The organism is Archangium violaceum (assembly GCF_016887565.1).
Lineage (GTDB): Bacteria > Myxococcota > Myxococcia > Myxococcales > Myxococcaceae > Archangium > Archangium violaceum_B.
Window position 1 is genome coordinate 10,643,983 of sequence record NZ_CP069396.1, and the last position, 21,894, is coordinate 10,665,876.

The following is a 21,894-nucleotide window of genomic DNA, read 5'->3' on the forward strand; positions in this document are numbered from 1 at the left end:
TTCCCCATGTCCACCCCGGCTCCCCTCACCTCCCGGTTGAAGGACGCACTGGGCTCGCTCTCGGCGCGCCTGCTCGCGGCCTTCCTGCTGCCCACCCTGCTCTTCCTCATCCTCGCGGGCACGGCCGTCTACGCCCTGGCGCGCTCCATCCTCGAGGACGAGCTGGGCAACAGCCTCTCGGCCATCGCCGCGGCCACGGCCAGCCAGGTCAGCGGCGAGCGGATGCTCACCATCGAGCCCGGTGACGACGTGGCGGGCACTCGCACGTGGCGCAACCTCGTGCGACTGCTCACCGAGGTGCGCGACCAGGGCGGCGTGCGGCGGCTCTACGTGGTGGACACGCGGGGCCGGGTGATCGCGGACGTCGGCGGCGAGCTGCCGGTGGGCGCGGAGGTGCCGGAGCTCGCGCGCGACAGGCTCGAGCTGTCCCGCGTGTTCTCCGGCCAGCGCGCGGCCAGCCAGGTCCTCTTCCAGGGCTCGGACGGGCTCCTCTACAAGACGGGCTACGCGCCGGTGCGCAACGCGGGCCAGGTGGTGGGCGCGGTGGCCGTCGAGGGCAGCGCGGCCTTCTTCGGGCCCCTGTCCCACCTGTCCCGCGGCTTCGCGGTGGCGAGCACCGTGGCGCTCGGGGTGCTCGCGCTGGTGGCACTCCTCACCGCGCGGGGGCTGGCGCGCCCGCTGCGGCGGCTCATGGACTCGGCGCTGCGCATCGGCCGGGGCGACCTGACGACGCCCGTTCCCCCGGAGCCCACGCGTGAAATCGGCGTCCTGGCGCGCGAGCTGGAGGTCATGCGCGAGGCCCTGGAGAGCCGCGACCGGCAGCTCAAGCTGATGCTGGCCGGCGTGGCCCACGAGGTGCGCAACCCCATCGGGGGCATCTCCCTCTTCTCGGGGCTGCTCGCGGAGGACCTGAAGGCGGGCGCCCACGCGGACGCCTCCGAGCACGTCTCCCGCATCCAGCGTGAGGTGGAGTACCTGCAGCGCATCGTCGAGGACTTCCTCGCCTTCGCCCGGGAGCAGCCCCTGTCACGGGCGCCGGTGGCCGCGCCGGACCTGCTCCAGGAAGCGAGCGGGCTGCTCGCGGCGGACGCGGCGGCCCGGGAGGTGACGGTGGAGGTGGAGGCGGATGTGGCGGTGCTGGAGGCGGACGGGAGCCTGCTGACGGCCGCGCTGGTGAACCTGGTGAAGAACGCGGTGCAGGCCTCGCCCCGGGGCGGCCGCGTGCGGCTCATCGGCCGGGGCCAGGGCCACGGCTACGCCATCCGGGTCGAGGACCACGGGCCCGGCGTGCCCGAGACCGAGCGCGAGCGCATCTTCGAGCCCTTCTTCACCACCCGGGAAAAGGGCACCGGCCTGGGACTGCCCCTGTCCCGCAAGATTGCCCGGGCGCACGGTGGAGACCTGCGGCTCGTCCAGGCCCCGGGCGTCACGACCTTCGAGCTCACACTCCCAGTCGGTGCGTCCTCCTCTCCCGGTGGACCAACCGGGTAGGCAGGCCCTCATCCTACCCTCCCCCATCCCAGGAAATTCACGCACCTGGGCGACCTGTTGCGCGGACGACAGCTCGCCCGCCGTGTCGGATCCAAGCCCATCAGGACGAAGTAAGAGACAGAGGGGGCAGGTTCCACCTCCATCCCCCTCGGAGGTTCTCTCGACGTGTCCCACCAGCCCGACGGAGATCTCACCGCGTACGACACCCTGCACCCTCTGTTCGGCGTCGCGGGCTCGGGGCAGCGGCTCGACACCGAGCGGGACCAGTTCCGCCTGCTGGCCGAGGCCCTGCCTCAAATCGTCTGGACGGCGCGGCCGGATGGCCACACGGACTACTTCAACCGGCGCTGGTACGAGTACACCGGCCTGTCCTTCGAGGAGTCCGAGGGCACGGGCTGGCAGCGCGTCTTCCACGCCGAGGACATGCCCGAGGCCACCCGGCGCTGGCAGCACAGCCTTTCCACCGGCGAGCCCTTCGAGGTGGAGTACCGCTGCCGTCGGCTCGACAACGTCTGGCGCTGGTTCCTCGGCCGCGCCATCCCCGTGCACAACGCCCAGGACCACATCGTGCGCTGGTTCGGCACCTGCACGGACATCGACGACCAGAAGCGCACCGCCGACGTGCACGGCTTCCTCGCCGAGGCCAGTGCGCTGCTCTCCATCACGTTGGACCCCGAGGAGACCGTGCACAACCTCACGCGCTTCATCGTCCCGCGGCTGGCGGACTGGTGCGCGGTGGACATGGTCCAGCCGGACGAGACCGTCGAGCGCGTCACGGTGACGCACGTCGACCCGTCGCGGGAGAGGTTCGCCTGGGAGCTGTCTCGCATCAACCCCGTGGACTTCCAGCACGCCACGCGGGGGCGCGGCTACGTCATCCGCACCGGCGAGTCGGAGCTGCAGGAGGTCATCACGGACGCGGCCATCGTCGCCTTCGCGAAGGACCCGGAGAAGGCGCGGCTGCTGCGGGGCCTGGGCCTGACCTCCTCCCTCATCGTGCCGCTGGTGGTGCGCGGGCGGACGCTGGGCTGCATCACGCTGGCGCAGGCCGACAGCGGCCGGCGCTTCTCCGCCGCGGACATGCCCATGGCCGAGGAGCTCGCGCGCCGCGCCGCGCTCGCCATGGACAACGCGCGTCTGTACCGCGAGAGCCAGCAGGCCACCCTCCGGGCCGAGCAGGCACGCTACGAGGCCGAGCAGGCGCGCGCGGTGCTGGACACCCTCCTCGACGCGGCCCCCGCGGGCATCGCCCTCTTCGACCGGGAGCTGCGCTTCATGCGCGTCAACCGCACCCTGGAGGTCATCAACCGCAAGTCCGCCGAGTCCCACCTGGGGCACACCCTGTCCGAGGTGCTCGCCACCGAAACGCCCGCGGTGGAGGACGTGGCCCGCACCCTCCGCGAGGCCCTGGAGAGCGGGGAGACACGGACGGTGGAGGCCACCACCCGGCTCGACGCCGCCGGCGAGCAGCTCGCCTGGCTGGCCCGCTACGCGCCCGTGCGCGCTCCGGATGGCACCACGCTCGGCGTGGCCTCCGTGGTGCTGGACATCACCGAGCGCAAGCGCGCCGAGGCCGAGCGCGAGCGCCTCCTCGCGGAGCTGGAGCGCAGCAACCAGGAGTTGGATCAGTTCGCCTACGTGGCCAGCCACGACCTCAAGGCCCCGCTGCGAGGCATCGCCAACCTGTCGCAGTGGATAGAGGACGACCTGAAGGACGTGATGACCGACGAGACGCGCGAGCAGATGCGGCTGCTGCGCGGGCGCGTGCAGCGCATGGAGTCTCTCATCAACGGCATCCTCGACTACAGCCGCGCGGGCCGGATGCGCGGCCGCCCGGAGCCCCTGGACGTGAGCCGGCTGCTGAGCGAGTGCGTGGAGCTGCTCTCCCCCCCGTCCGACACCTTCGTCGAGATAGCGCCCGGCATGCCCACCCTGCGCGCCGAGCGGGTGCCCCTGCAGCAGGTGTTCCTCAACCTGCTGGGCAACGCCTTCAAGCACGCCCGCAACCCGGAGGTCCGCGTGCGGGTGGACGCCCGTCCGGTGGGCGCCTTCTGGGAGTTCTCCGTCGCCGATGACGGCCCCGGCATCGCCCCCGAGTATCATGAGCGCATCTGGGGCATCTTCCAGACACTCCGGTCTCGGGACGAGGTGGAGAGCACGGGCATCGGCCTGTCGGTGGTGAAGAAGAGCGTGGAGGCGCGCGGCGGGCGCGCCTGGCTGGAGTCCGCTCCGGGCCAGGGGGCCACCTTCCGCTTCACCTGGCCCATGCATTGTCCGGAAGAAGGGCGCTGAGCGTGTCGCGCAAGACACTCAACATCCTCCTGGTGGAGGACGACGCGGTGGACGTGATGAACGTCCAGCGTGCGTTCAAGATGAATGCCATCCACAACCCCCTCTACATCGCCAACAACGGACAGCAGGCGCTGGAGATGCTGCGCTCGGGCGCGGTGCCGGCCAACAACCGGCTCGTCCTGTTGGACATCAACATGCCAAGGATGAACGGCCTCGAGTTCCTGCGCGTGCTGCGGATGGATCCGGATCTGCGCGCCACACCGGTGGTGATGCTCACCACGTCCAACGACGATCGGGACCGGGGGGAGAGCTACGCGCTCAACGTGGCCGGCTACCTGGTCAAGCCCGTCACCTTCCCGGCCTTCGTGGAGTTGATGGCCGCGCTCAACGCATACTGGATGCGGGTGGAGATGCCGTGAGGGCCGAGGAGCACATGGAGGAACAACCGCTGCGCCTGCTGGTGGCGGACGACGACGAGGTGGACCGGCTGGCGGTGCGGCGCGCCCTGCACCAGGCCGGCCTGTCCGCCCAGCTCGTCGAGGTGACGGATGGGGCGGCCGCGCTCTCGGCCCTGATGGAGGAGTCCTTCGACTGCGCGCTGCTCGACTTCCAGATGCCCGTCCAGGACGGCCTGGAGGTGCTGCGCAAGGCCCGCGCCGCCCTGGTGGAGACGCCCATCATCATGCTCACCGGCCAGGGCGACGAGCACATCGCCGTGGAGCTGATGAAGGCGGGCGCCACCGACTACCTCGGCAAGGCGGCGCTCACCCCGGAGCGGCTCAGCCACCTGCTGCGCCAGGCCCAGCGCCTGCATCAGGCGGAGCAGCAGTACCGCACGCTGGCCGAGGTGCTGCCCCTCACCATCTGGACGAGCCGGCCGGACGGCGTGCTGGACTACATCAGCCGCCGCGGGTTCGAGAACACCGGCATCCCCCCCGGAAACCCCGCGCTGTGGCAGCGCGCCGTGCACCCGGAGGACCTGCCCCGGCTGATGGAGCGCTGGCAGCACAGCCTGCGCACCGGAGACCCCTATGAAGTGGAGGTGCGCGTCTGGCGCGGCGACGGCACCTACCGCTGGCACCTCATCCGGGCGCTGCCCATGCGGGACTCGCGCGGCCGCATCCTGCGCTGGTTCGGCACCAACTCCGACATCGACGACCAGCGGCGGACCCAGGAGCGCACCACGCGCCTGCAGGCCGTCACCGCCGCGCTGTCCGAGGCCCCCACGCCCCGCCAGGTGATGGACGTCATCGTCCACCAGGGCGTGGCGGCACTGGAGGCCCAGGCGGGGGCGGTGTGGCTGGTGACCGAGGATGGGCAGGCGGTCGAGCTGGTGAGCACCACCGACAACGTGCGGCCGCTGACGCGGGGCATCGAGCGCATCCCACTCGACGTGCCCCTGGCGGTGACGGACGCGGTGCGCACGGACAGGCTCGTCTCCTACGCCGATGCCCTGGAGCGGGACCGGCGCTACCCCCTGCTCGCCGGGCAGGGATTCCCCTTCGAGGCCTCGGCGGTGATGCCGCTGCGCGGCAGCCGGGGGGTGATGGGCGCCCTGGTGGTGAACTTCACGCAGCCGCGCACGCTGTCCTCGGACGCGCGGGAGCTCATCCTCGCCCTGGCGCGCCAGGGGGCCCAGGCGCTGGAGCGTGCCCGCCTCTACGAGGCCGCGCAGCAGGCCCGTGCCGCCGCCGAGGCGAGCGAGGCCCAGCTGCGCAACCTGCTGGCGGAGCGCGAGCGGATGGAGGCCACGCTGCAGGAGCGGGACGAGCGGCTGCGCGCGGCCCTCTGGGCGAGCGGCACCGGCACCTTCCGCTGGGACATCCGCACCCGCGCGCTGGAGTGGGACGAGAACCTGGACCAGCTCTTCTGCCTGCCGCTGGGCCAGACGGTGCAGCGCCTGGACGACCTCTTCGCCCTGGTGCTCCCGGAGGACCGGGCCGGGGTGATGCGCCGGTGCGAGGCGTGCGAGCGCGAGGGCGCGGACTTCGACATGGACTTCCGCGTGATGGGGCCGGAAGAGCGCGTGCGGTGGATCAGCGGCAAGGGCAAGACGTTCGTCGACGCGAGCGGACGGCCCCTCTACATGACGGGCGCCTGCGTGGACATCACCACCCAGAAGCAGCAGGAGGCGGAGGCGCGCCAGCTGGCCGAGTTCGAGCAGCAGATTCTCGGCATCGTCAGCCATGACTTGCGCAACCCGCTGAGCGTCATCCGCATCTCGGCCTCCATGCTGCTGGCGCGAGAGGGACTGGATGAGCGGCAGAGCAAGGGCCTCACCCGCATCATCTCCGCCTCGGACCGGGCCACCCGCCTCATCCGCGACCTGCTGGACTTCAGCCAGGCGCGGCTGGGTGGAGGCATCCGCGTGGTGCGCAAGGAGATGGACGTCTTCGAGCTGGCGCGAGGCGTGGTGGAGGAGCTGGCCGCCAGCCATCCGGAGCGCGAGGTGGAGCTGGAGCAGGAGGGCGAGGGCTTCGGCCAGTGGGATGGAGACCGGATCGCCCAGGTGCTCGGCAACCTCGTGGGCAACGCCATCCAGCACAGCCCCGAGGGAACGCCGGTGAGGGTACGCTGTCAGGGCGTGGCAGGGGAGGTGCTCCTGGAGGTGCGCAACGAGGGCACGCCCATCGAGTCCGCACTGCTGCCCAACCTCTTCGAGCCCTTCCGCAGGGGACGCCAGGCGGGGAACGGCGCGGGGAGCGTGGGGCTGGGGCTCTACATCACCCGGCAGATCGTCCTGGCGCATGGCGGAGGCATCCAGGTGACGTCGAGCACGGAGGAAGGCACGCGCTTCGCGGTGCGGCTGCCGCGCCGGTCCGTCACGCCCGTCCCAATCCCTCGGGCCTGAGCTCCCTACCCCACGGGATGTCCCCTCTCCCCCTGGGAGAGGGTTAGGGTGAGGGTCTTCCCCTCTGCCCAGGAGCCTCCGTGAAGAACCCCGCCCCCATCCTCGGATTGCGCACCACCGTCTACCCCGTGACGGACCTGGTGAAGGCGAAGGACTGGTACAGCCAGGTGCTGGGCGTGGCACCGTACTTCGACGAGCCCTTCTACGTGGGCTTCAACGTGGGCGGCTTCGAGCTGGGGTTGGACCCGGACACCTCGACGTTGAAGCCCGGAGCCGGGGGCGCGGTGAGCTACTGGGGAGTGGAGAACGCGGACAGGGAGTGGGAGCGCCTGACGAAGCTCGGAGCCGAGCCCGTCAGTCCTGTCCGCGACGTGGGGGGTGGCATCCGGGTGGCCACGGTGAAGGATCCGTTCGGCAACCTGTTCGGCGTCATCGAGAACCCCCACTTCCCCAATACGGAGGGGTGACACCGCGCCTCGGCGATGGAGGACCTCAGCGGACGAGCGCCCGGGCCTTCTCCATCAGCCGCCGCAGCGGCGCCTCGTCCACCCGCGCCAGCGCCTCGTCCCACGACAGCCACTGCGCGCCCGAGGACTCATTCGGGTCGTGCGCCAGCGACTCCGGATCCTCCGCCACCACCAGGTAGCGCACGTCCAGGTGCAGGTGCTCCGGCTCGTTCTTGCGCGCCGGAATGGCGTGCACGTCCACGTCCAGAGGCCTGGGCGCGCGCTCGTGCAACCGCACCCGGCATCCCGTCTCCTCGCGGGCCTCGCGCAGCGCCGTGGCCTCCATGCTGCCCGCGTCCGCCGCCTCCGAGTGCCCGCCCGGTTGCAGCCAGCGGTTGAGCTTGCCATGAAGCACCATCACCACCCGCTCACCGGCCGGGTCCACCACCACCGCGCTGCCTGTGAAGTGCGCCCGCGGCTGCTCGCGAGAGAAGGGCCGCTCCAGCTCCGCGGCGAAGGCGCGCATCCGCGCCACGTCCTCGCGCTCCTTGTCATCCGTGGGAACGTGGCGGGCCAGCAGCTCGTGTAGGGAAGTCTGGGGAACGCTCATGGGGCGCGCATTCTGCCCTGATATAAGGTCACGTCCATGGCCCGCATTCTCGTCATCGATGACCACGACACCCTCCGCGAGGGGATGGCTGTCACCCTCACGCGCTCCGGCCACACGGTGACGGCCGCCCGCTCCGGCACCGACGGCGTCGCCGCCTACAAGAAGACGCCCTTCGACCTCGTCGTCACCGACCTGAAGATGGATGGGCTGGATGGCCTGGCCGTCACCCGGGCGATCAAGTCGTTGGATCCGGCCGCCGTCGTCATGGTCGTCACCGCCTTCGGCACCATCGAGACGGCCGTGCAGGCCATGCAGCAGGGCGCCTACGACTTCATCACCAAGCCCTTCACCCCGGACGTGCTGCGCGCCAAGGTGGAGAAGGGCCTGGAGCTGTCCTCCACCCGCCGCCAGGTGGAGCGCCTGTCCGCCCGCACCGAGGCGCTCGAGTCCGACGCCGCCTCCGCCCATGGCAACCTGCTGGTGGGTGACAGCGAGCCCATGCAACGGCTCGTCGGCATGGTGCGCAAGGCGGCCGCCACCGACGCCACCGTGTTCGTGCGCGGCGAGTCCGGCACCGGCAAGGAGCTCGTGGCGCGCATGCTCCACCAGCTCTCCCCGCGCAAGGACGGGCCCTTCATCGTCGTGCACTGCGCGGCGCTCGCCGAGACGCTCCTGGAGAGCGAGCTGTTCGGCCACGAGCGCGGCGCCTTCACCGGCGCCATCAAGCGCAAGCTCGGCCGCTTCGAGCTCGCCGACGGAGGCACCCTCTTCCTGGACGAGATTGGAGAGATTCCGCACTCCGTGCAGACGAAGCTGCTGCGCGTCCTCCAGGAGAAGGAGATTCAACGCGTGGGCGGCGAGGAGACGCTCAAGGTGGACGTGCGCGTGGTGAGCGCCACGCACCGCGACCTCCAGGCCGAGGTGAAGGCGGGCCGCTTCCGCGAGGACCTCTACTACCGGCTGCACATCGTTCCCCTTCTCCTGCCGCCCCTGCGCGAGCGCCCCGAGGACGTCGCCGCGCTCGCCCGCTACTTCGTGGCGAAGCACGCGCCGCGGGTGAACAAGCGCGTGAAGGGACTCGACGACTCCGCCCTGCGCGCGCTGGCCCGCTACGCCTGGCCTGGCAACGTGCGCGAGTTGGAGAACGTCATCGAGCAGTCGCTCGTCTTCGCCGAGGGCGAGACGCTCTCGGAGACGGACCTGCCGCAGCACCTCGCCAGCGCCGCCCCGCGCTCCGACGCCGGCCTGCCCGTGCCCATGGGAGACCGGCCCCTGCCCGACATCCTCGAGGACCTCGAGCGCCAGCTCATCGCCCGCGCCTACGAGAAGGCCGGCGGCGTGAAGACGGAGACGGCCCGGCTGCTCGGCATCAAGACGTCCGCGCTGTACTACAAGCTGGAGAAGTACGGCTTCATCTCCAAGGGCGAGCGCCCCGAGGAGTCCTGAGCAGCAACTTCGTCTGGCGGCTCGCGACACTGTAGATAAAGAGACCGAGCCCCTCGAAAATCCACCGCGCCACCATTCCCCCCGTGGTTTTCCGTCATTACCGTCCCTCTCCTCATGGCGCTCGCGCGGCCAACCTCCCGAAATCGCTCGGTTTTTTTCGGCGCACAGGCCGTGGGATGCGAAGTGGCCCTGGCATCTGGCTTGCTGTTAGGAGGGGTTTGATGAAGCGCGTCCTGCTCCCCCCGCTGCTGTTCCTCCTCCTGGGTACGCCCGTCTGGGCCGCCTCGGGGCTGGACACGCCGAGGGCCGAGGCGCGCACGGCGCGTGCGCAGGTGCGCGAGCTGCGCGACCGCCAGCAGTTGCTGCGCGCCGAGCTCAACACCCTGGCCGGACGCATCGAGTCCCTCAAAGCCGAGCAGAAGGGCCGGCTGGTGGCGGGCCCGGAGCTGGAAGGGGCACTGCGGCGCTCGCAGGAGCTGTCCGGGCAGCTCACCGGCCTGGCCCAGTCGCTCGCCGGGGCCGAGACCGAGGCCGAGCGGCGCAACCTGGCGTTGTACACGGCGCTCTCCGACGAGCTGGCCCGGGTGCGTCAGACGTGGGACGCCACGAAGGACCGGGAGGCCCGCGCCGGGCTCATCGCCCGCATGAGGGACCTGCGCACCGAGCGGGACGCGGTGCGCGCCGCGCTGCCGCCCTCCCAGGTGCCGGCGCTCGACGGCGCGCGGACGAGCGATGACCCCGAGGACATGCTGGAGCAGGCGGACGCCCTGCGTGATTCCGAGGACAAGGTGCGCCAGCGCCTCCAGGCCCTGCGCGCCCGCATCACCGAGGTCCGCGAGGAGCGGGAGCTGGACCGGCGCATGACCGACTTCCTGGGCGAGGAGTCCATGTTCGACGACCAGGACCGGCACATGCGCCTGCGCTTCGACTCCGCCACGAAGTCCGTCTCGGTGGAGCCCTCCCAGCGCGGGGGTGGACCCGGCGGCTCACTGTCCGAGAACTACAACCAGTCCCCGGGGACGACGGTGAACTCTCCGGCACCGCAGCCTGTCGACGACTCGGGGCCGACCATCCAGCCCTATTCCTCCCGGGCCTCCGACAGCCGCCCCCAGGTGGGCACGGTGCGCGCCCAGACGCTCGCCAGTGGAGACTCGGAGAGCCTGCGGGACTTGGAGGCGGAGGCGGCCCGGCTCGAGTCGCTCGCGCGAGAGCTGGGCTCCCGCGCGGACACCCTGGAGCGCAAGGCCCAGCAGCTGCGCTAGTTCAGAGCCGCACCTCCACGGCCAGCTTCACGTCGGCCTGCAGGCGCACCTCCTTCGAGGGCTTGCGGCCCTTGCCGCGCACGCCAATGCTCATGGAAGGCGCGGTGAGGAAGGGCTGGAGCTCCGCGCCCGTGAGGTCCAGCTCCAGCACCGGGTTGGGCGCCTTGAGGCCCAGCGAGGCGATGTTCTTCTTCTGGGCCACCAGCACCTCCCGGTCCCCCGCCTTCGCATAGAACTCCAGCGAGTCGAGGAAGGAGAAGTCCTGATCCGCCGGCGTGAGGATCTTCAGTTGCAGGGACTTCAGCTTCGCGGAGGACACCTGCTCCTTGGAGACGCCCTGGTTCTGGAAGTCCTGGTTCTGGTCGAAATCGATGCTGGAGAAGCTCCCGATGGCCGGAAAGGCATCGAGCACGGTGGAGATGCCCGTGGGGTCTCCTGGCACGCTCGTCTCGCCCTTCACCTCCGCGACGAAGGTGGGAGGCCCGCAGGCCACGAGCGAGAGCAGGGCACACACGGTGAGTACGGATGTGAGTCGCATGGTGCACAGTCTAACGGCCGTCCGGGCGGGCCGTCACCGCTCGACCAGGCTGGCCGCCCTCTCGTGGACAGGGCATGCGGTCGGAGCCCGGAGTATGGTGCGCCCGTTGAAACGGCTCCTCTCCACGCTCGTGGTGCTTTGCCTGGCGCTCGCCGGTGGCGCGCACGCCGCCGACCTGGAGGGAGCGCTGCGCGTGACGGGCCGGACGCTGCTGGACGGGAACGCGCCGCGCGACTTCTCCAAGGGGCGCCTGGGCTCCGGCGCCGCGGACCTGGTGTTCAGCCTGCTGGCCTCGGGCGAGGGCCGCTACACCGCGGACCGCTGGCAGCTGGTGGGCCGCTACGACGGGGGCGGCCGCAAGTACCTCACCTTCTCCGACGAGGACGTGCTGGTGCAGGCCGCGGCGCTGGAGGGCTCCGTCGCCCTGGGCACGTCGCTGGGACTGGGCGTGGAGGGGCGCGCCAAGGACCGGCGGGGGGGCAGCCGCGACTACTCGGACCTGATGGCGTCGGCCTTCGTGGAGTACGCCCCGGACGCCCGGCTGGCCCTGCGCCTGCGCGCGGGAGCGCAGCGCTTCCTCTACCGGCCGGACTTCGCCGCCAGCTTCGGCGGCCCCGCGGTGGGTTTCCTCGCGCGCTTCCGCATCGACCGCCGGCACGCCCTCTCCGCCTCTGGCGAGTATGGCTCGCGCCGCTACCCCTCCTCCGTGCGCTACCCGCCGGGGACGTCTCCGACGTGGACCGGGCGGCGGCAGGACGGCGCCCTGCTGGCGAGCGTGGGCTACACCTACAAGGGCCCGGTGGCGCTGGGGCTGACGTACACGTACCAGGAGGCCAGCTCCAACAGCTTCGGCGAGTCGGTGCAGCGCCACCGGCTGAGCGGCAGCGCCGGGGTACGCCTGCCCTGGAGGTTGATGCTGCTGGCCCAGGGCTCACTGGGTCTCAACCGCTACCCGGACGGCGTCTACCTCTCGCCCGACATCATCCTGCTCGAGGACGACGAGGCGCAGAACACGCTGTCGCTGAAGCTGGTCCGGCCCCTCAACGGACACCTGGACGTGGAGCTCTCGTTCGCGATGTACGGCACCCAACTGCCGCGCAACGAGCTGTACTACTTCCGCCAGGTGGGCGGAGTGGGCCTCACCTGGCGGCTGTGACCGGCCTCAGTCCAACCCGGACAGACGCTCGTCGATCTCCTCGGCGAGGCTGGCGTGGCTCTGGGCGAGCGCCGTATCCCGGGCACGGGTGAGCACCTCGCGGGCCTTCTGCGTCTGGCCGGCGCCCGCGTAGGCATCCCCCAGGGACACCAGGGCCGCGGCGTACGCGGGGTCCAACCGCACGGCCGTCTCCAGGGCCTGGGCCGCCTCGGCGTACTGCCGGCGCTCCAGGTAGGCCTTGCCCAGGGAGAAATGCGCCATGGGCGCGTCGGGAAACTCGGCCGCCATCTGCTTGAACTGCTCCAACCGGGCGTCGCTCATGGTCCGGTGATAGAGGAGAGGCATGTCCGTTGCCAAGCAAGACGTGCGCTCCCTCGCCGAGGCCGCCCGGGCGGCCTCCCGCGTGCTCGCCACCGCCCCCACCAGCCAGAAGGATGAGGCTCTCGGGGCCATGGCCCGCCACCTGCGCCAGGCCACCCCCGCCATCCTCGCCGCCAACGAGGCGGACATGGCCGCCGCGCGCACCGCCGGCAAGGGAGACGCCTTCCTGGACCGGCTGCTGCTGGATGCCTCGCGGGTGGAGGCCATGGCCCGGGCGGTGGAGTCGGTGGCCGGATTGAAGGACCCGGTGGGCGAGCAGACGGAGGAGTGGGACCGGCCCAACGGGCTGCACGTGCGCAAGGTGCGGCTGCCGCTGGGAGTGGTGTTGATGATTTATGAAGCCCGCCCCAACGTGACGAGCGACGCGGCGGCGCTGTGCCTCAAGAGTGGCAACGCGGCGCTGCTGCGCGGGGGGAGCGAGGCGGCGCGCTCCAACGCGGCGATCGCCTCGGCGCTGGCGGCGGGCGTCACCGAGGCGGGGCTGCCAGCGGCGTGCATCCAGCCGGTGCCCCCGGGCGAGCGCGAGACGCTGCTGGAGCTCTTGAAGCTGGAGGGATTGATTGATTTGTGCATCCCCCGGGGTGGAGAGGGGCTCATCCGCTTCGTGGCGGAGAACGCGCGGATTCCGGTGGTGAAGCACTACAAGGGCGTCTGCCACGTGTACGTGCATGGGGCGGCGGACCTGGAGATGGCCGCGCGCATCACCGTGAACGCGAAGACGAGCCGGCCGGGGGTGTGCAACGCCGCCGAGTGCCTGCTGGTGGACCGTTCGGTGGCGGAGCGCTTCCTGCCCCAGGTGGGCCGGGAGCTGGTGGCCAGGGGGGTGGAGCTGCACGGGGACGCGGCCACGGTGGAGGTGCTGGAGCGGGCCGGGGTGCCGGTGAAGCCGGCCTCGGAGGAGGACTGGGGGCGGGAGTTCCTGGACCTCGTCCTGGCGGTGCGGGTGGTGGACGGGCTGGACGCGGCGCTGGGACACATCGCCCGGTACGGTAGCGAACACACCGAGGCCATCGTCACGGCGGACGCGGCGGTGGCGGGGCGCTTCACCCGGGAGGCCCAGGCGAGCGCGGTGGTGTGGAACGCCTCCACCCGCTTCAACGACGGGGGCGAGCTGGGCCTGGGGGCGGAGATTGGGATTTCCACCAGTCGATTGCACGCTTTCGGGCCCATGGGCTTGCGAGAATTGACGAGTCAGAAGTACGTCATCCACGGGAACGGGCAGGTGCGCTAGGGTGGGCCCCAGGACACGTATGGCGACCAAGAAAACGGCGACGAAGAAGAAGACGGCGGCGAAGAAGAGCGCGGCGAAGACGCCGGCCGCCCGCAAGAAGCTGGCGACGAAGAAGACGGCGGCCAAGAAGCTGCCCGCCCGCAAGAAGACGGCGAAGAAGAAGGCCCTGACGCCAGCGGCGGTGCCCGCGGCTCCCGTGGAGAACCCGCGCGCCCATGCGCTGGCGCGCAAGATTGCCCACCTGCTGTCGGACAAGAAGGGCCTGGACATCGTCATCCTCGACGTGCGCGGGATGACGTCCTACGCGGACTACTTCGTGGTGGGCTCGGGCGAGAGCGACCGGCAGGTGTCCGCCATGGCGGAGCACGTGCTGATCAACCTCAAGGAGACGGAGAGCCTGCGCCCCATCGGCCACGAGGGCATGGAGACGGGCCAGTGGGTGCTGCTGGACTTCGGCGAGGTGGTGGCGCACCTCTTCTTCTCCGAGATGCGCGCCCACTATGACCTCGAGGGCCTCTGGGCGGACGCTCCGCGGGAGAAGGTGGCCTGAAGGTCCGGCTCCTCTCGATAGGCAAGGACCGCTCGGGCCTTTATGAGCCCGCGGTCCAGGAGTACGCCTCGCGCCTGACCCACTACACCCGCTTCGAGCTGCTGGAGCTGCCCGAAGCGGGTGGGAAGAAAGGCAAGGCGGGGGACGCCAAGGCCCTGGAGGCCGAGGCCATCCTCGCGCGCCGCAAGCCGCAGGACCTGCTGGTGGCGCTCGACGAGCGGGGCAAGCTGTTGGACTCGGTGGAGTTCAGCCGCTATGTGGGTCGCGCGCAGGATGGGGCGAAGGACCTGCTGCTCATCATCGGCGGTGACGAGGGCCTGGACGAGCGGGTGAGACAGTCCGCGGACCTGGTGCTCTCGCTGTCGAAGATGACGCTGCCGCACCGGCTGGCACGGGTCGTCCTGGTGGAGCAGCTCTACCGCGCCTTCACCCTTCTCAAGGGTGAGCCGTACCACAAGTAGCCGGCCCTCGCGCCTATCTGGCCGCCACGCCAGACAAGCCGTGCGCATCCATCGGCCAGGCCCAGGGGACGAGCACGACAAGCGCGGCGAGCGCCAACAGGGTGAGGGGCCCTCCGAGCCGGAAGAAGTCACTGAAGCGGTAGCGCCCGGGGCCGTACACCAGCAGACAGCTCGGCTCGAGCGGGGTGATGAACGAGCACGACGCGGCGAGCGCAATGCCCATGGCGAACGTGCGGGGGTTGACGTCCAGGCCCGCGGCGGCGCTCAACCCGATGGGCAACACCACGAGCGCGGCGGCCTGATTGCTCATCGGAATGGAGAGCACGACGGTCAGCACCATGAGGCAGAGCAGCACCAGGCGCGGCCCGCCCACGCCGGCGACCTCGGCCGCGAAGCTTCCGAGGAAGCGCCCCGCCCCGCTCTTATCCATGGCGAGACCGAGCGCCATCATCGAGCCGATCAGCAGCACCACCCGCCAGTCGATGCGGAACACGTGCCTCGGGTCCAGGCAGCCGGTGAGGACCATGAGGAGGACGCCCGCCATGCCCGCGACCGACAGGGGCACCGTCCCCACCGTGCCGAGGACGAGCGCGGTCGCGAAGAGGGAGATGGCGAGCAACGCCTTGGAGTGACGCGGAGCCTCGGTGATGGAGTCCCGCGCCCGTCCGTCCTCCTCGCCGACGCCCGTCCGGATGGGCAGGACCACTGGCGCCAGGAGGAAGAGGAGGACAATGCCGAGGAGCGCCACGGGAAGCCCCACCGGAGTGAGCTCGACCAGGCCGATGGGGCGCAGCCCGAGGCCGTCAAGGCGCGCGGAGACCACCAGGTTCGTCGAGGTCCCATACAGGAAGCTCATTCCCCCCAGGATGGAGGCGAAGGCGAGTGGCATGAGCACCCGGCTCCTGCGCAGGCCGACGGCCTTGGCGCCTCGGAGGGCGACCGGGAGGAAGGCCGCCGTGGTGATCGTGTTGGGGACGAAGGCCGAGAACACCACCACCAGCAGCATCAGCCCCAGGAGGAATCCCCGGGGGCCACGCCGGCTGAGGCGGGCCAGCCAGCCCCCGGCCCTGTGCATCACCCCGGTCGCCGACAGCCCCTGCGTCATCGCCAGGAGCGCGAAGATGAAGATGACCGTCTCGTTGGAGAACCCGGAGAAGGCCTCCGCCGGCGTGAGCACTCCCGTCAGCATGAGCAGGCAGACGATGGCGAGCGCCGTCACCTCGAGGGGAATCGTCTCCAGCGAGAAGAGGACGATGGCGATGAACACGATGGCCAGAACGAGTGCAATCCCAGTCATGTCGAAACGCTCCCAGAAGCAGAGAAGTGGGCCCACCTGGCCGCGGGCCCACCCCACCTCAGGCGGGAAGCGCGTACCGATGGGCGATGGCGCTACGGACCCGTCGGCGACTGTCCACCGCGGGGAGCTCGTAGTGCCGCTCGATGGCGGAGACCTCTCGGGCCAGCTCGTCGTCCCGGAGGACGTGCCGGATCCACCGTGAGTAGTCCCCGTGCCAGAGGTGGAAGAGCCACGTCCGCTCGTCCACCCCCTCCACCATCTGGCAGAAGCTGCTCAGGTTGTGGGCCCGCAGGTCGAGACTCCCCTCAGGCCCATGGAAGACGAAGCTCCCGGAGCCCAGGTCCCCCTCCACGTGCCCGTGGAGCAGGCGCAGGCGCTCCGCGCGCCCTGGCGGGACCCTCAGCCACACGGGCCAGCGCCCCTCGGTGATGAACCAGGCGAGCACTTCATCCTCCTGGCCGGCGCTGAGCCGGGTATCGGGAGAGGTCTCGTCGAGCGCCTCGGCCAACTGCCCGAGGGTCCGCGTGGGAGCCGGCCCGACCGCCACGGCGACATCCACCCGCCGAAGGAGGCAACGCGCCACCTCCCTCGGGTCCTCCACCACCAGGAGGGTCTCCCCCAGCTTCGAGGGGAGCCCCTCGGCACGCTCTCCGGCGGGCCACAGGTGCTGGGCTCCGTGGATGACGATCCAGTGCGGCCTCCCCGTCCGCTTGCGCATCAGCTCCAGTGCCGTGAACAGCTCGGAGCGGAAGCCCGGCTGCTCGTAGGGACGCAGCCCCGCGAGGTTGACCACGAGCTTCACCGAGGGGTCCGCCAGGGCGGCGATGACCTCGGACACGCGAGGCGCACGCAGCCGGCTTCCCAGCCTCACCATGTCCTCGCGCGGTTCGAAGGTCCCCAGGGGGTCGATGACACAGGGCTGGTACTTCTTCTGGATGATGCGCTCGAGGAACCCGAAGGCATAACGCGACCGTCCGCCGCCTCGCGGCCCCGCGACGAGGAGGTTGTCGCCATAGGCGGGAACGCACACCGCGTCTCCGACCCCATCGAAGCCGAGCAACAGCGCGTCATGGGGAATCCACCCCTTCGCCGCCTGGAGATCGTCGCGCACCAGGTCCTCGATGAGCTCGACCACCCCGGCCTCCGCCTTTTCTCTCGTCACGAAGGCAGCCCGCTCCTTGAGCGCGGGCAGGGCATCGGCCACGGCGACCGCGCACTCGCTCATCTCCAGGAGCGAATGGTCATTGGCCTCGCTCCCGATACCGACGACCTCGTGTGGAGACAGCCCGAGCGACAGGAGTGCCTCCTGGAGCCCCGCCCCCTTGTTGACGCCCGGAGGCACGGCCAGCGCCGACTCGCCACAGAAGAGGATCTGCAGCTCGAGACCGAGCTCGCGAACCGTCTCGACGAGGGCACACGCCTGCGACGCATGGGTGTAGACGACGACCCGGCCCCTCTCGATGGAGGAGGGCACACGCCGACGCAGAGCTCGCGTGAAGGACTCGGGAACGGGCTCGCGCAGGGACAGACTCTCGCGGCGGGTCGGCCAGTGCAGGACGGCGCCATTCTCCGCGATGACACAATCGAAGAGTTCCAGGCGGGGGCAGACCTCGGGCAGTTCCCCGAGCCGACGCGCGGTCACCAGGAGCGCGCGTCGTCCCGAGCTCCGCAGTTGCTCGAGCGCCGCCTCGATACGGCCGGCGGCGGCCAGGGTTCCATCCAGACTCATGGCCAGAGCCAGATAGCGCATGGGACCTCCGTTTCAGGTGAAGGACGTGAGAGAAAGGCCGCTTCGAGAATGCGGGTCCTGGCAAGGACCGGCATCGAGGGCGTGCCAGACGAGGACTCTTCCTCGCTCAACGACCGCTGGCGCCTCTAGGAAAGAGGAGCCGCGGCGCGGGAGAGAAGCCAGGCCGAGGCCCTGTGGAGCACGCACGAGCGCCGACACGCGCCTGCCCGGGACGTCTCATTCCTGTCGGGGGCTGGCGGTGGCAACGTGCGCATCTCGGCGATCCTGGGTTCACGACGATGCGCGGTCCACATCGTCCTCTTGGCCAACCCCTGCTCCGACGGGTTTGTTCCTCCGTCCCGGGGGTACACACCCGTGCGCTGGGGGCCTCCGGCCGTTGCATGGGGAGAACAAGCCGTTATAGTCGTGAGCTGGAACCCCGGGTGACCGAACTCATGATGACCCTCTGCCCAGCTCCGACGAAGGCCGGTACGCGCTGGGCCGTGGTGCGTCGAGTCCTGCCCGCCCATGGCCGGGCCACTGCCTGGCTTGGATTGCACGCCGCCCGCCCCCAGCTCTAGTCCCCGGCGCGCGGCGTTCCGCCCCCTTCGAAGACGGCCCTGACTCGCTCCTGGGTGACCCCTCGTCCTGACCGCCCGTGCGGTCGGACACGCAAGCCGCTCCGCGAGAGTGCCCGCCACCTTCCCCCACTGACCCAGGCCGCGAGCGCGGCCACTACCGCAGGAGGAGCATTGCCATGAGCAAAGAGCGACACATCATCGTCACGGAGACCGACCTCGAGCGACTCCAGCGTGTCATCGAGCTGCACGCCGACGGACGCAACGCCGAGCTGGCCGAAATGCTGGAGCAGGAGCTGGCCCGGGCCGAGGTGACGAGCTCCCAGGACGTCCCACCAGACGTGGTGACGATGAACAGCACCGTCGTCTTCGAGGATGCGGAGACGGGCGAGATCCGGCGGGTCACGCTCTGCTACCCGAAGGACGCTCGCAGCGACGAGGGCCGCATCTCCGTCATCGCTCCCATTGGGAGCGCCCTCCTGGGGCTGTCCGTGGGCCAGTCCATCCAATGGCCGGTCCCGGGCGGACGTACCAGGACGCTCCGCATCGTCGCGGTGCCGTACCAACCCGAGGCGTCAGGGCACTTCCACCTCTGACGCAGTGCTACCGGGCAGCTCGACCGCCCGTGCCGGCCCCCCACGTCAGGCACCGGACGCCGCGCGCGTCCGGCACGGCATGAACTCGCCCACTCCTCACGTCCGTGTCATTGCCTCGCCCCAGTCGTGGGTGGAGGGTGAAGCCATCCGACAGCTCGAAGCCGCCTCGCGACTTCCAGGCATGCGCTCCGCGGTGGGCTTGCCCGATCTCCACCCGGGCAAGGGGGCACCCGTGGGCGCCGCCTTCGCCTCCGAGGGCCTCTTCTATCCCTTCCTCGTCGGCAACGACATCGGCTGTGGCATGGGCCTCTGGGAGCTGGACCTGCCAGCACGCAAGGCGAAGCCGGAGCGCTGGGCGGCGAAGCTGGACCTGGATGGACCGTGGGGGGGCGACACGGATGCGGTGCTCGCCGACATGGGCGTGAAGCCCTGCGGCTTCGAGGCGGCGCTCGGCACGGTGGGCGGCGGCAACCACTTCGCCGAGGTGCAACGGGTGGACGCGGTGCACGACCCGAAGACCTTCACCTCGCTCGGCCTGGAATCGGATCGGCTCCTGTTGCTCGTCCACTCCGGCTCTCGCGGACTTGGCGAGGCCATCCTCCGGGCCCACGTGGACCGACATGGCACCGGGAGCCTCTCGGAGGACTCCGACGAGGCGCGCAAGTACCTCACCCGGCACGACCATGCCGTGGCCTGGGCGCGAGCCAATCGCGCCACCATCGCCGGACGGATGATGCAGGGCATCTGCGCGGCGGGACGGCGCGTGCTGGATGTCTGCCACAACAGCGTCACCCCGAAGCCCTTCGACGGGCACACCTGCTGGCTGCACCGCAAGGGCGCGGCGCCCTCGGACCAGGGACCGGTGGTGATTCCCGGCAGTCGCGGCTCGCTGAGCTACCTGGTGCTGCCCTTGGGCGACGGCGCGGGCCACGCCCACAGCCTGGCGCACGGAGCCGGCCGCAAGTGGACCCGCTCCAGTGCCCGCGAGCGCATGCGCGAGCGCTTCACCCCCGAGGCCCTCACGCGCACCTCCTTCAAGAGTCACGTCATCTGCGAGGATCGCGACCTGCTCTTCGAGGAGGCGCCTCCCGCGTACAAGGCCATCGACCGCGTGGTGCAGGACCTGGTGGACGCCGGGCTCGTCCGGGTGGTGGCGACACTCGCCCCCGTGCTCACCTACAAGACGCGCAGCCGCAAGGAATGAGCCTCGGCCAGACTCGTCTCGGCTAGGCTCGTTTCATGATCAAACTCTACCAGCTCCACCCCTCGGGGAATTGCTACAAGGTCCGCCTCCTCCTGCACCAGCTCGGGATTCCCTTCGAGACGGTGGAGACGAACATCAGCGCCGGAGAGACACGCACCCCGGAGTTCAAGGCGAAGAACCCCATCGCCAAGGTACCCACCGTGGAGCTCGAGCCGGGGGTGTTCCTCGCCGAGTCCAATGCCATCCTCTGGTACTTCGCGGAGGGCACCCCGCTCATCCCCTCGGACAAGCTGGAGCGGGCGCGGATGCTCCAGTGGATGTTCTTCGAGCAGTACAGCCATGAGCCGTACATCGCCGTGGCCCGCGCGTGGATCGCCTTCTACGGCGTCCCCCCGGGCAAGGAGCGGGAGCTCGAGGAGCGCATCCAGAAGGGCTATGCCGCCCTGGACGTCATGGAGGGCGAGCTGAAGAAGCGCCCCTTCTTCGCGGGTGAGCGCTACAGCATCGCGGACATCGCCCTGTATGCGTACACGCACGTGGCGGATGAGGGGCGGTTCGACCTGAGCCGGTATCCGGCCATCCGCTCCTGGTTCGAGCGGGTCCAGGCCCAGCCGAGGCACCTGCGCCTCTCCGACGCGGTGCCTCCCGCCACGCGCTGAGCGCGAGCACGGGACAGCGTGGCGTATCGCCACACCGCCCCAGAGGCCTCACGGCCCGGGTGTGGCGGAACGCCCCAACGGAGCACCTCCCGGAGTCCACCCGCCCGGGAGCGGCCCGATGGCACGCCCGTCGCAAGACCCCGCTCGTCTCGTACGCGAGGTCCGCATGATGAAGCAGCAAGCCAAGGTGGTTCGTTTCGCGGTGCCCGAGGGCCGTGGCGAATACGGAACGCAGGGGGAGCGGGAGATGCGTCGCTCCAATGCCCTGCTCGAGGAGACCGTCCGGCAGCGCACGGCCGAGCTGGAGCGGACCAACGCCCGGCTCGAGGAGAGCCTGCGGCAACTCCAGATCGCCCAGGCCCAGCTCCTCTTCGCCGAGCGGCTGGCGACCATCGGCCAGCTCGCGGCGGGCCTCGGCCATGAAATCAACAACCCGCTCGCCTTCATCCTCGGCAATCTCGACTACGTGCAGCAGCAACTGGCCCGGACCTCGGGCGCCCCCTCGCCGGAGGACAGCCAGGAGATGATGGAGGCGCTCGCCGACGCGCGGGACGGAGCCGAGCGCGTCCGCCTCATCGTGAGGGACCTCAAGGTGCTCTCCCACCCCAACGACATGGAGCTCGGCCCGGTGGATGTGGTGGCCACCCTGCGCGGCGCGGCGAAGGTGGCGGCGTACGAGGTGCGCGGCCGGGCCCGGCTGGTGGAGGCGCTGGACGCCGTCCCGCCCGTGAATGCGCACAGGGCCCGGCTGTGCCAGGTGTTCCTCAACCTCCTCATCAACGCCGCCCACGCCATTCCTCCGGGACAGGCGACGCGGAACGAGATCCGCCTCTCCGCCCGGATGGACGGCACCACGCGAGTCCTCGTGGAGGTGAGTGACACGGGGTGCGGCATCTCCCCGGGGAACCTGGAGCGCATCTTCAGCCCGTTCTTCACCACCAAGCCCGTCGGCGTGGGGACGGGACTCGGGCTGTCGGTGTGCCACGGCATCGTCACCGCGCTGGGCGGGGACATCTCCGTGGAGAGCGAGGTGGGCCGGGGCTCCACCTTCCGCGTGAGCCTCCCCGTGTACGAAGCCTCCTGCATCGAGGTCGGCTCATCCCGCGCCGCCTGACC

The 21,894-nt window shown here is 70.5% G+C and carries 20 protein-coding genes; 15 read left to right on the forward strand and 5 right to left on the reverse strand.

Annotated features, from left to right (window positions below; translation table 11 throughout):
* Positions 1–6 precede the first annotated feature (6 nt).
* The 5 genes from JRI60_RS42315 (at position 7) to JRI60_RS42335 (ending at position 7,101) form a co-directional block, all read left to right on the forward strand.
* On the forward strand, positions 7–1,491 hold the full coding sequence (locus tag JRI60_RS42315; protein WP_204221740.1) for a sensor histidine kinase: 1,485 nt from the start codon (positions 7–9) through the stop codon (positions 1,489–1,491).
* A gap of 165 nt (positions 1,492–1,656) precedes the next feature.
* The gene (locus JRI60_RS42320) at positions 1,657–3,783 is read left to right on the forward strand and encodes a PAS domain-containing sensor histidine kinase (RefSeq protein ID WP_204221741.1); all 2,127 of its coding nucleotides are present in this window, start codon (positions 1,657–1,659) and stop codon (positions 3,781–3,783) included.
* A gap of 2 nt (positions 3,784–3,785) precedes the next feature.
* On the forward strand, positions 3,786–4,202 hold the full coding sequence (locus JRI60_RS42325) for a response regulator (RefSeq protein ID WP_204221742.1): 417 nt from the start codon (positions 3,786–3,788) through the stop codon (positions 4,200–4,202).
* A gap of 14 nt (positions 4,203–4,216) precedes the next feature.
* On the forward strand, positions 4,217–6,634 hold the full coding sequence (locus JRI60_RS42330) for a PAS domain-containing protein (RefSeq protein ID WP_204221743.1): 2,418 nt from the start codon (positions 4,217–4,219) through the stop codon (positions 6,632–6,634).
* An 80-nt stretch (positions 6,635–6,714) separates the two neighbouring features.
* Positions 6,715–7,101, forward strand: a complete 387-nt coding sequence (locus JRI60_RS42335; RefSeq protein WP_204221744.1) for a VOC family protein — start codon at positions 6,715–6,717, stop codon at positions 7,099–7,101.
* Between the two features lie 25 nt (positions 7,102–7,126).
* Here the strand turns inward: JRI60_RS42335 and JRI60_RS42340 are convergent, their stop codons facing one another.
* Positions 7,127–7,690, reverse strand: coding sequence for an NUDIX hydrolase (locus JRI60_RS42340; protein WP_204221745.1), 564 nt, complete (start codon positions 7,688–7,690; stop codon positions 7,127–7,129).
* A gap of 36 nt (positions 7,691–7,726) precedes the next feature.
* Here JRI60_RS42340 and JRI60_RS42345 point away from each other — a divergent pair, with 36 nt between their 5' ends.
* Positions 7,727–9,136, forward strand: a complete 1,410-nt coding sequence (locus tag JRI60_RS42345; RefSeq protein ID WP_204221746.1) for a sigma-54-dependent transcriptional regulator — start codon at positions 7,727–7,729, stop codon at positions 9,134–9,136.
* Positions 9,137–9,357: 221 nt separating this feature from the next.
* Positions 9,358–10,398 carry a TetR family transcriptional regulator gene (locus JRI60_RS42350; RefSeq protein ID WP_204221747.1) on the forward strand — a complete coding sequence of 347 codons (1,041 nt, stop codon included), beginning with the start codon at positions 9,358–9,360 and terminating at the stop codon, positions 10,396–10,398.
* A gap of 1 nt (position 10,399) precedes the next feature.
* Here the strand turns inward: JRI60_RS42350 and JRI60_RS42355 are convergent, their stop codons facing one another.
* Complete coding sequence (locus tag JRI60_RS42355; RefSeq protein ID WP_204221748.1) at positions 10,400–10,936, reverse strand: hypothetical protein; 537 nt, start codon at positions 10,934–10,936, stop codon at positions 10,400–10,402.
* A gap of 106 nt (positions 10,937–11,042) precedes the next feature.
* Between JRI60_RS42355 and JRI60_RS42360 the strand changes: the two genes are divergently transcribed.
* Positions 11,043–12,092, forward strand: coding sequence for a hypothetical protein (locus JRI60_RS42360; protein WP_239470053.1), 1,050 nt, complete (start codon positions 11,043–11,045; stop codon positions 12,090–12,092).
* Between the two features lie 6 nt (positions 12,093–12,098).
* On the opposite strand, the gene JRI60_RS42365 is transcribed toward JRI60_RS42360, so the two are convergent.
* Positions 12,099–12,437: a tetratricopeptide repeat protein gene (locus JRI60_RS42365; protein WP_204221750.1), complete on the reverse strand. Its 339-nt coding sequence runs from the start codon at positions 12,435–12,437 to the stop codon at positions 12,099–12,101.
* On the opposite strand from JRI60_RS42365, the gene JRI60_RS42370 reads away from it, so the two are divergent.
* The 3 genes from JRI60_RS42370 to JRI60_RS42380 are packed head-to-tail and all read left to right on the forward strand — an operon-like array spanning position 12,436 to position 14,715.
* Complete coding sequence (locus JRI60_RS42370; RefSeq protein WP_204221751.1) at positions 12,436–13,704, forward strand: glutamate-5-semialdehyde dehydrogenase; 1,269 nt, start codon at positions 12,436–12,438, stop codon at positions 13,702–13,704. The two genes, JRI60_RS42365 and JRI60_RS42370, sit on opposite strands and share 2 nt — an antisense overlap.
* A 19-nt stretch (positions 13,705–13,723) precedes the next feature.
* On the forward strand, positions 13,724–14,254 hold the full coding sequence (gene rsfS, locus JRI60_RS42375; RefSeq protein ID WP_204221752.1) for a ribosome silencing factor: 531 nt from the start codon (positions 13,724–13,726) through the stop codon (positions 14,252–14,254).
* Positions 14,251–14,715: a 23S rRNA (pseudouridine(1915)-N(3))-methyltransferase RlmH gene (locus tag JRI60_RS42380; RefSeq protein WP_204229330.1), complete on the forward strand. Its 465-nt coding sequence runs from the start codon at positions 14,251–14,253 to the stop codon at positions 14,713–14,715. Before rsfS ends, JRI60_RS42380 begins: the two co-directional genes overlap by 4 nt.
* A gap of 13 nt (positions 14,716–14,728) precedes the next feature.
* On the opposite strand, the gene JRI60_RS42385 is transcribed toward JRI60_RS42380, so the two are convergent.
* Together JRI60_RS42385 and JRI60_RS42390 are read right to left on the reverse strand one after the other, a co-directional pair.
* The gene (locus JRI60_RS42385; protein ID WP_204221753.1) at positions 14,729–16,012 is read right to left on the reverse strand and encodes an SLC13 family permease; all 1,284 of its coding nucleotides are present in this window, start codon (positions 16,010–16,012) and stop codon (positions 14,729–14,731) included.
* 58 nt (positions 16,013–16,070) lie between these two features.
* Complete coding sequence (locus JRI60_RS42390) at positions 16,071–17,762, reverse strand: HAD family hydrolase (RefSeq protein WP_204221754.1); 1,692 nt, start codon at positions 17,760–17,762, stop codon at positions 16,071–16,073.
* Positions 17,763–18,498: 736 nt separating this feature from the next.
* Here JRI60_RS42390 and rnk point away from each other — a divergent pair.
* The 4 genes from rnk to JRI60_RS42410 all read left to right on the forward strand — a co-directional run bounded on the left by rnk (position 18,499) and on the right by JRI60_RS42410 (position 21,892).
* Positions 18,499–18,915: a nucleoside diphosphate kinase regulator gene (gene rnk, locus JRI60_RS42395; RefSeq protein WP_204221755.1), complete on the forward strand. Its 417-nt coding sequence runs from the start codon at positions 18,499–18,501 to the stop codon at positions 18,913–18,915.
* 79 nt (positions 18,916–18,994) lie between these two features.
* Positions 18,995–20,119: an RNA ligase RtcB family protein gene (locus tag JRI60_RS42400; protein ID WP_204221756.1), complete on the forward strand. Its 1,125-nt coding sequence runs from the start codon at positions 18,995–18,997 to the stop codon at positions 20,117–20,119.
* Between the two features lie 35 nt (positions 20,120–20,154).
* On the forward strand, positions 20,155–20,778 hold the full coding sequence (locus JRI60_RS42405; RefSeq protein ID WP_204221757.1) for a glutathione S-transferase family protein: 624 nt from the start codon (positions 20,155–20,157) through the stop codon (positions 20,776–20,778).
* Between the two features lie 166 nt (positions 20,779–20,944).
* The gene (locus JRI60_RS42410; protein ID WP_343213361.1) at positions 20,945–21,892 is read left to right on the forward strand and encodes a sensor histidine kinase; all 948 of its coding nucleotides are present in this window, start codon (positions 20,945–20,947) and stop codon (positions 21,890–21,892) included.
* Positions 21,893–21,894: the final 2 nt, after the last annotated feature.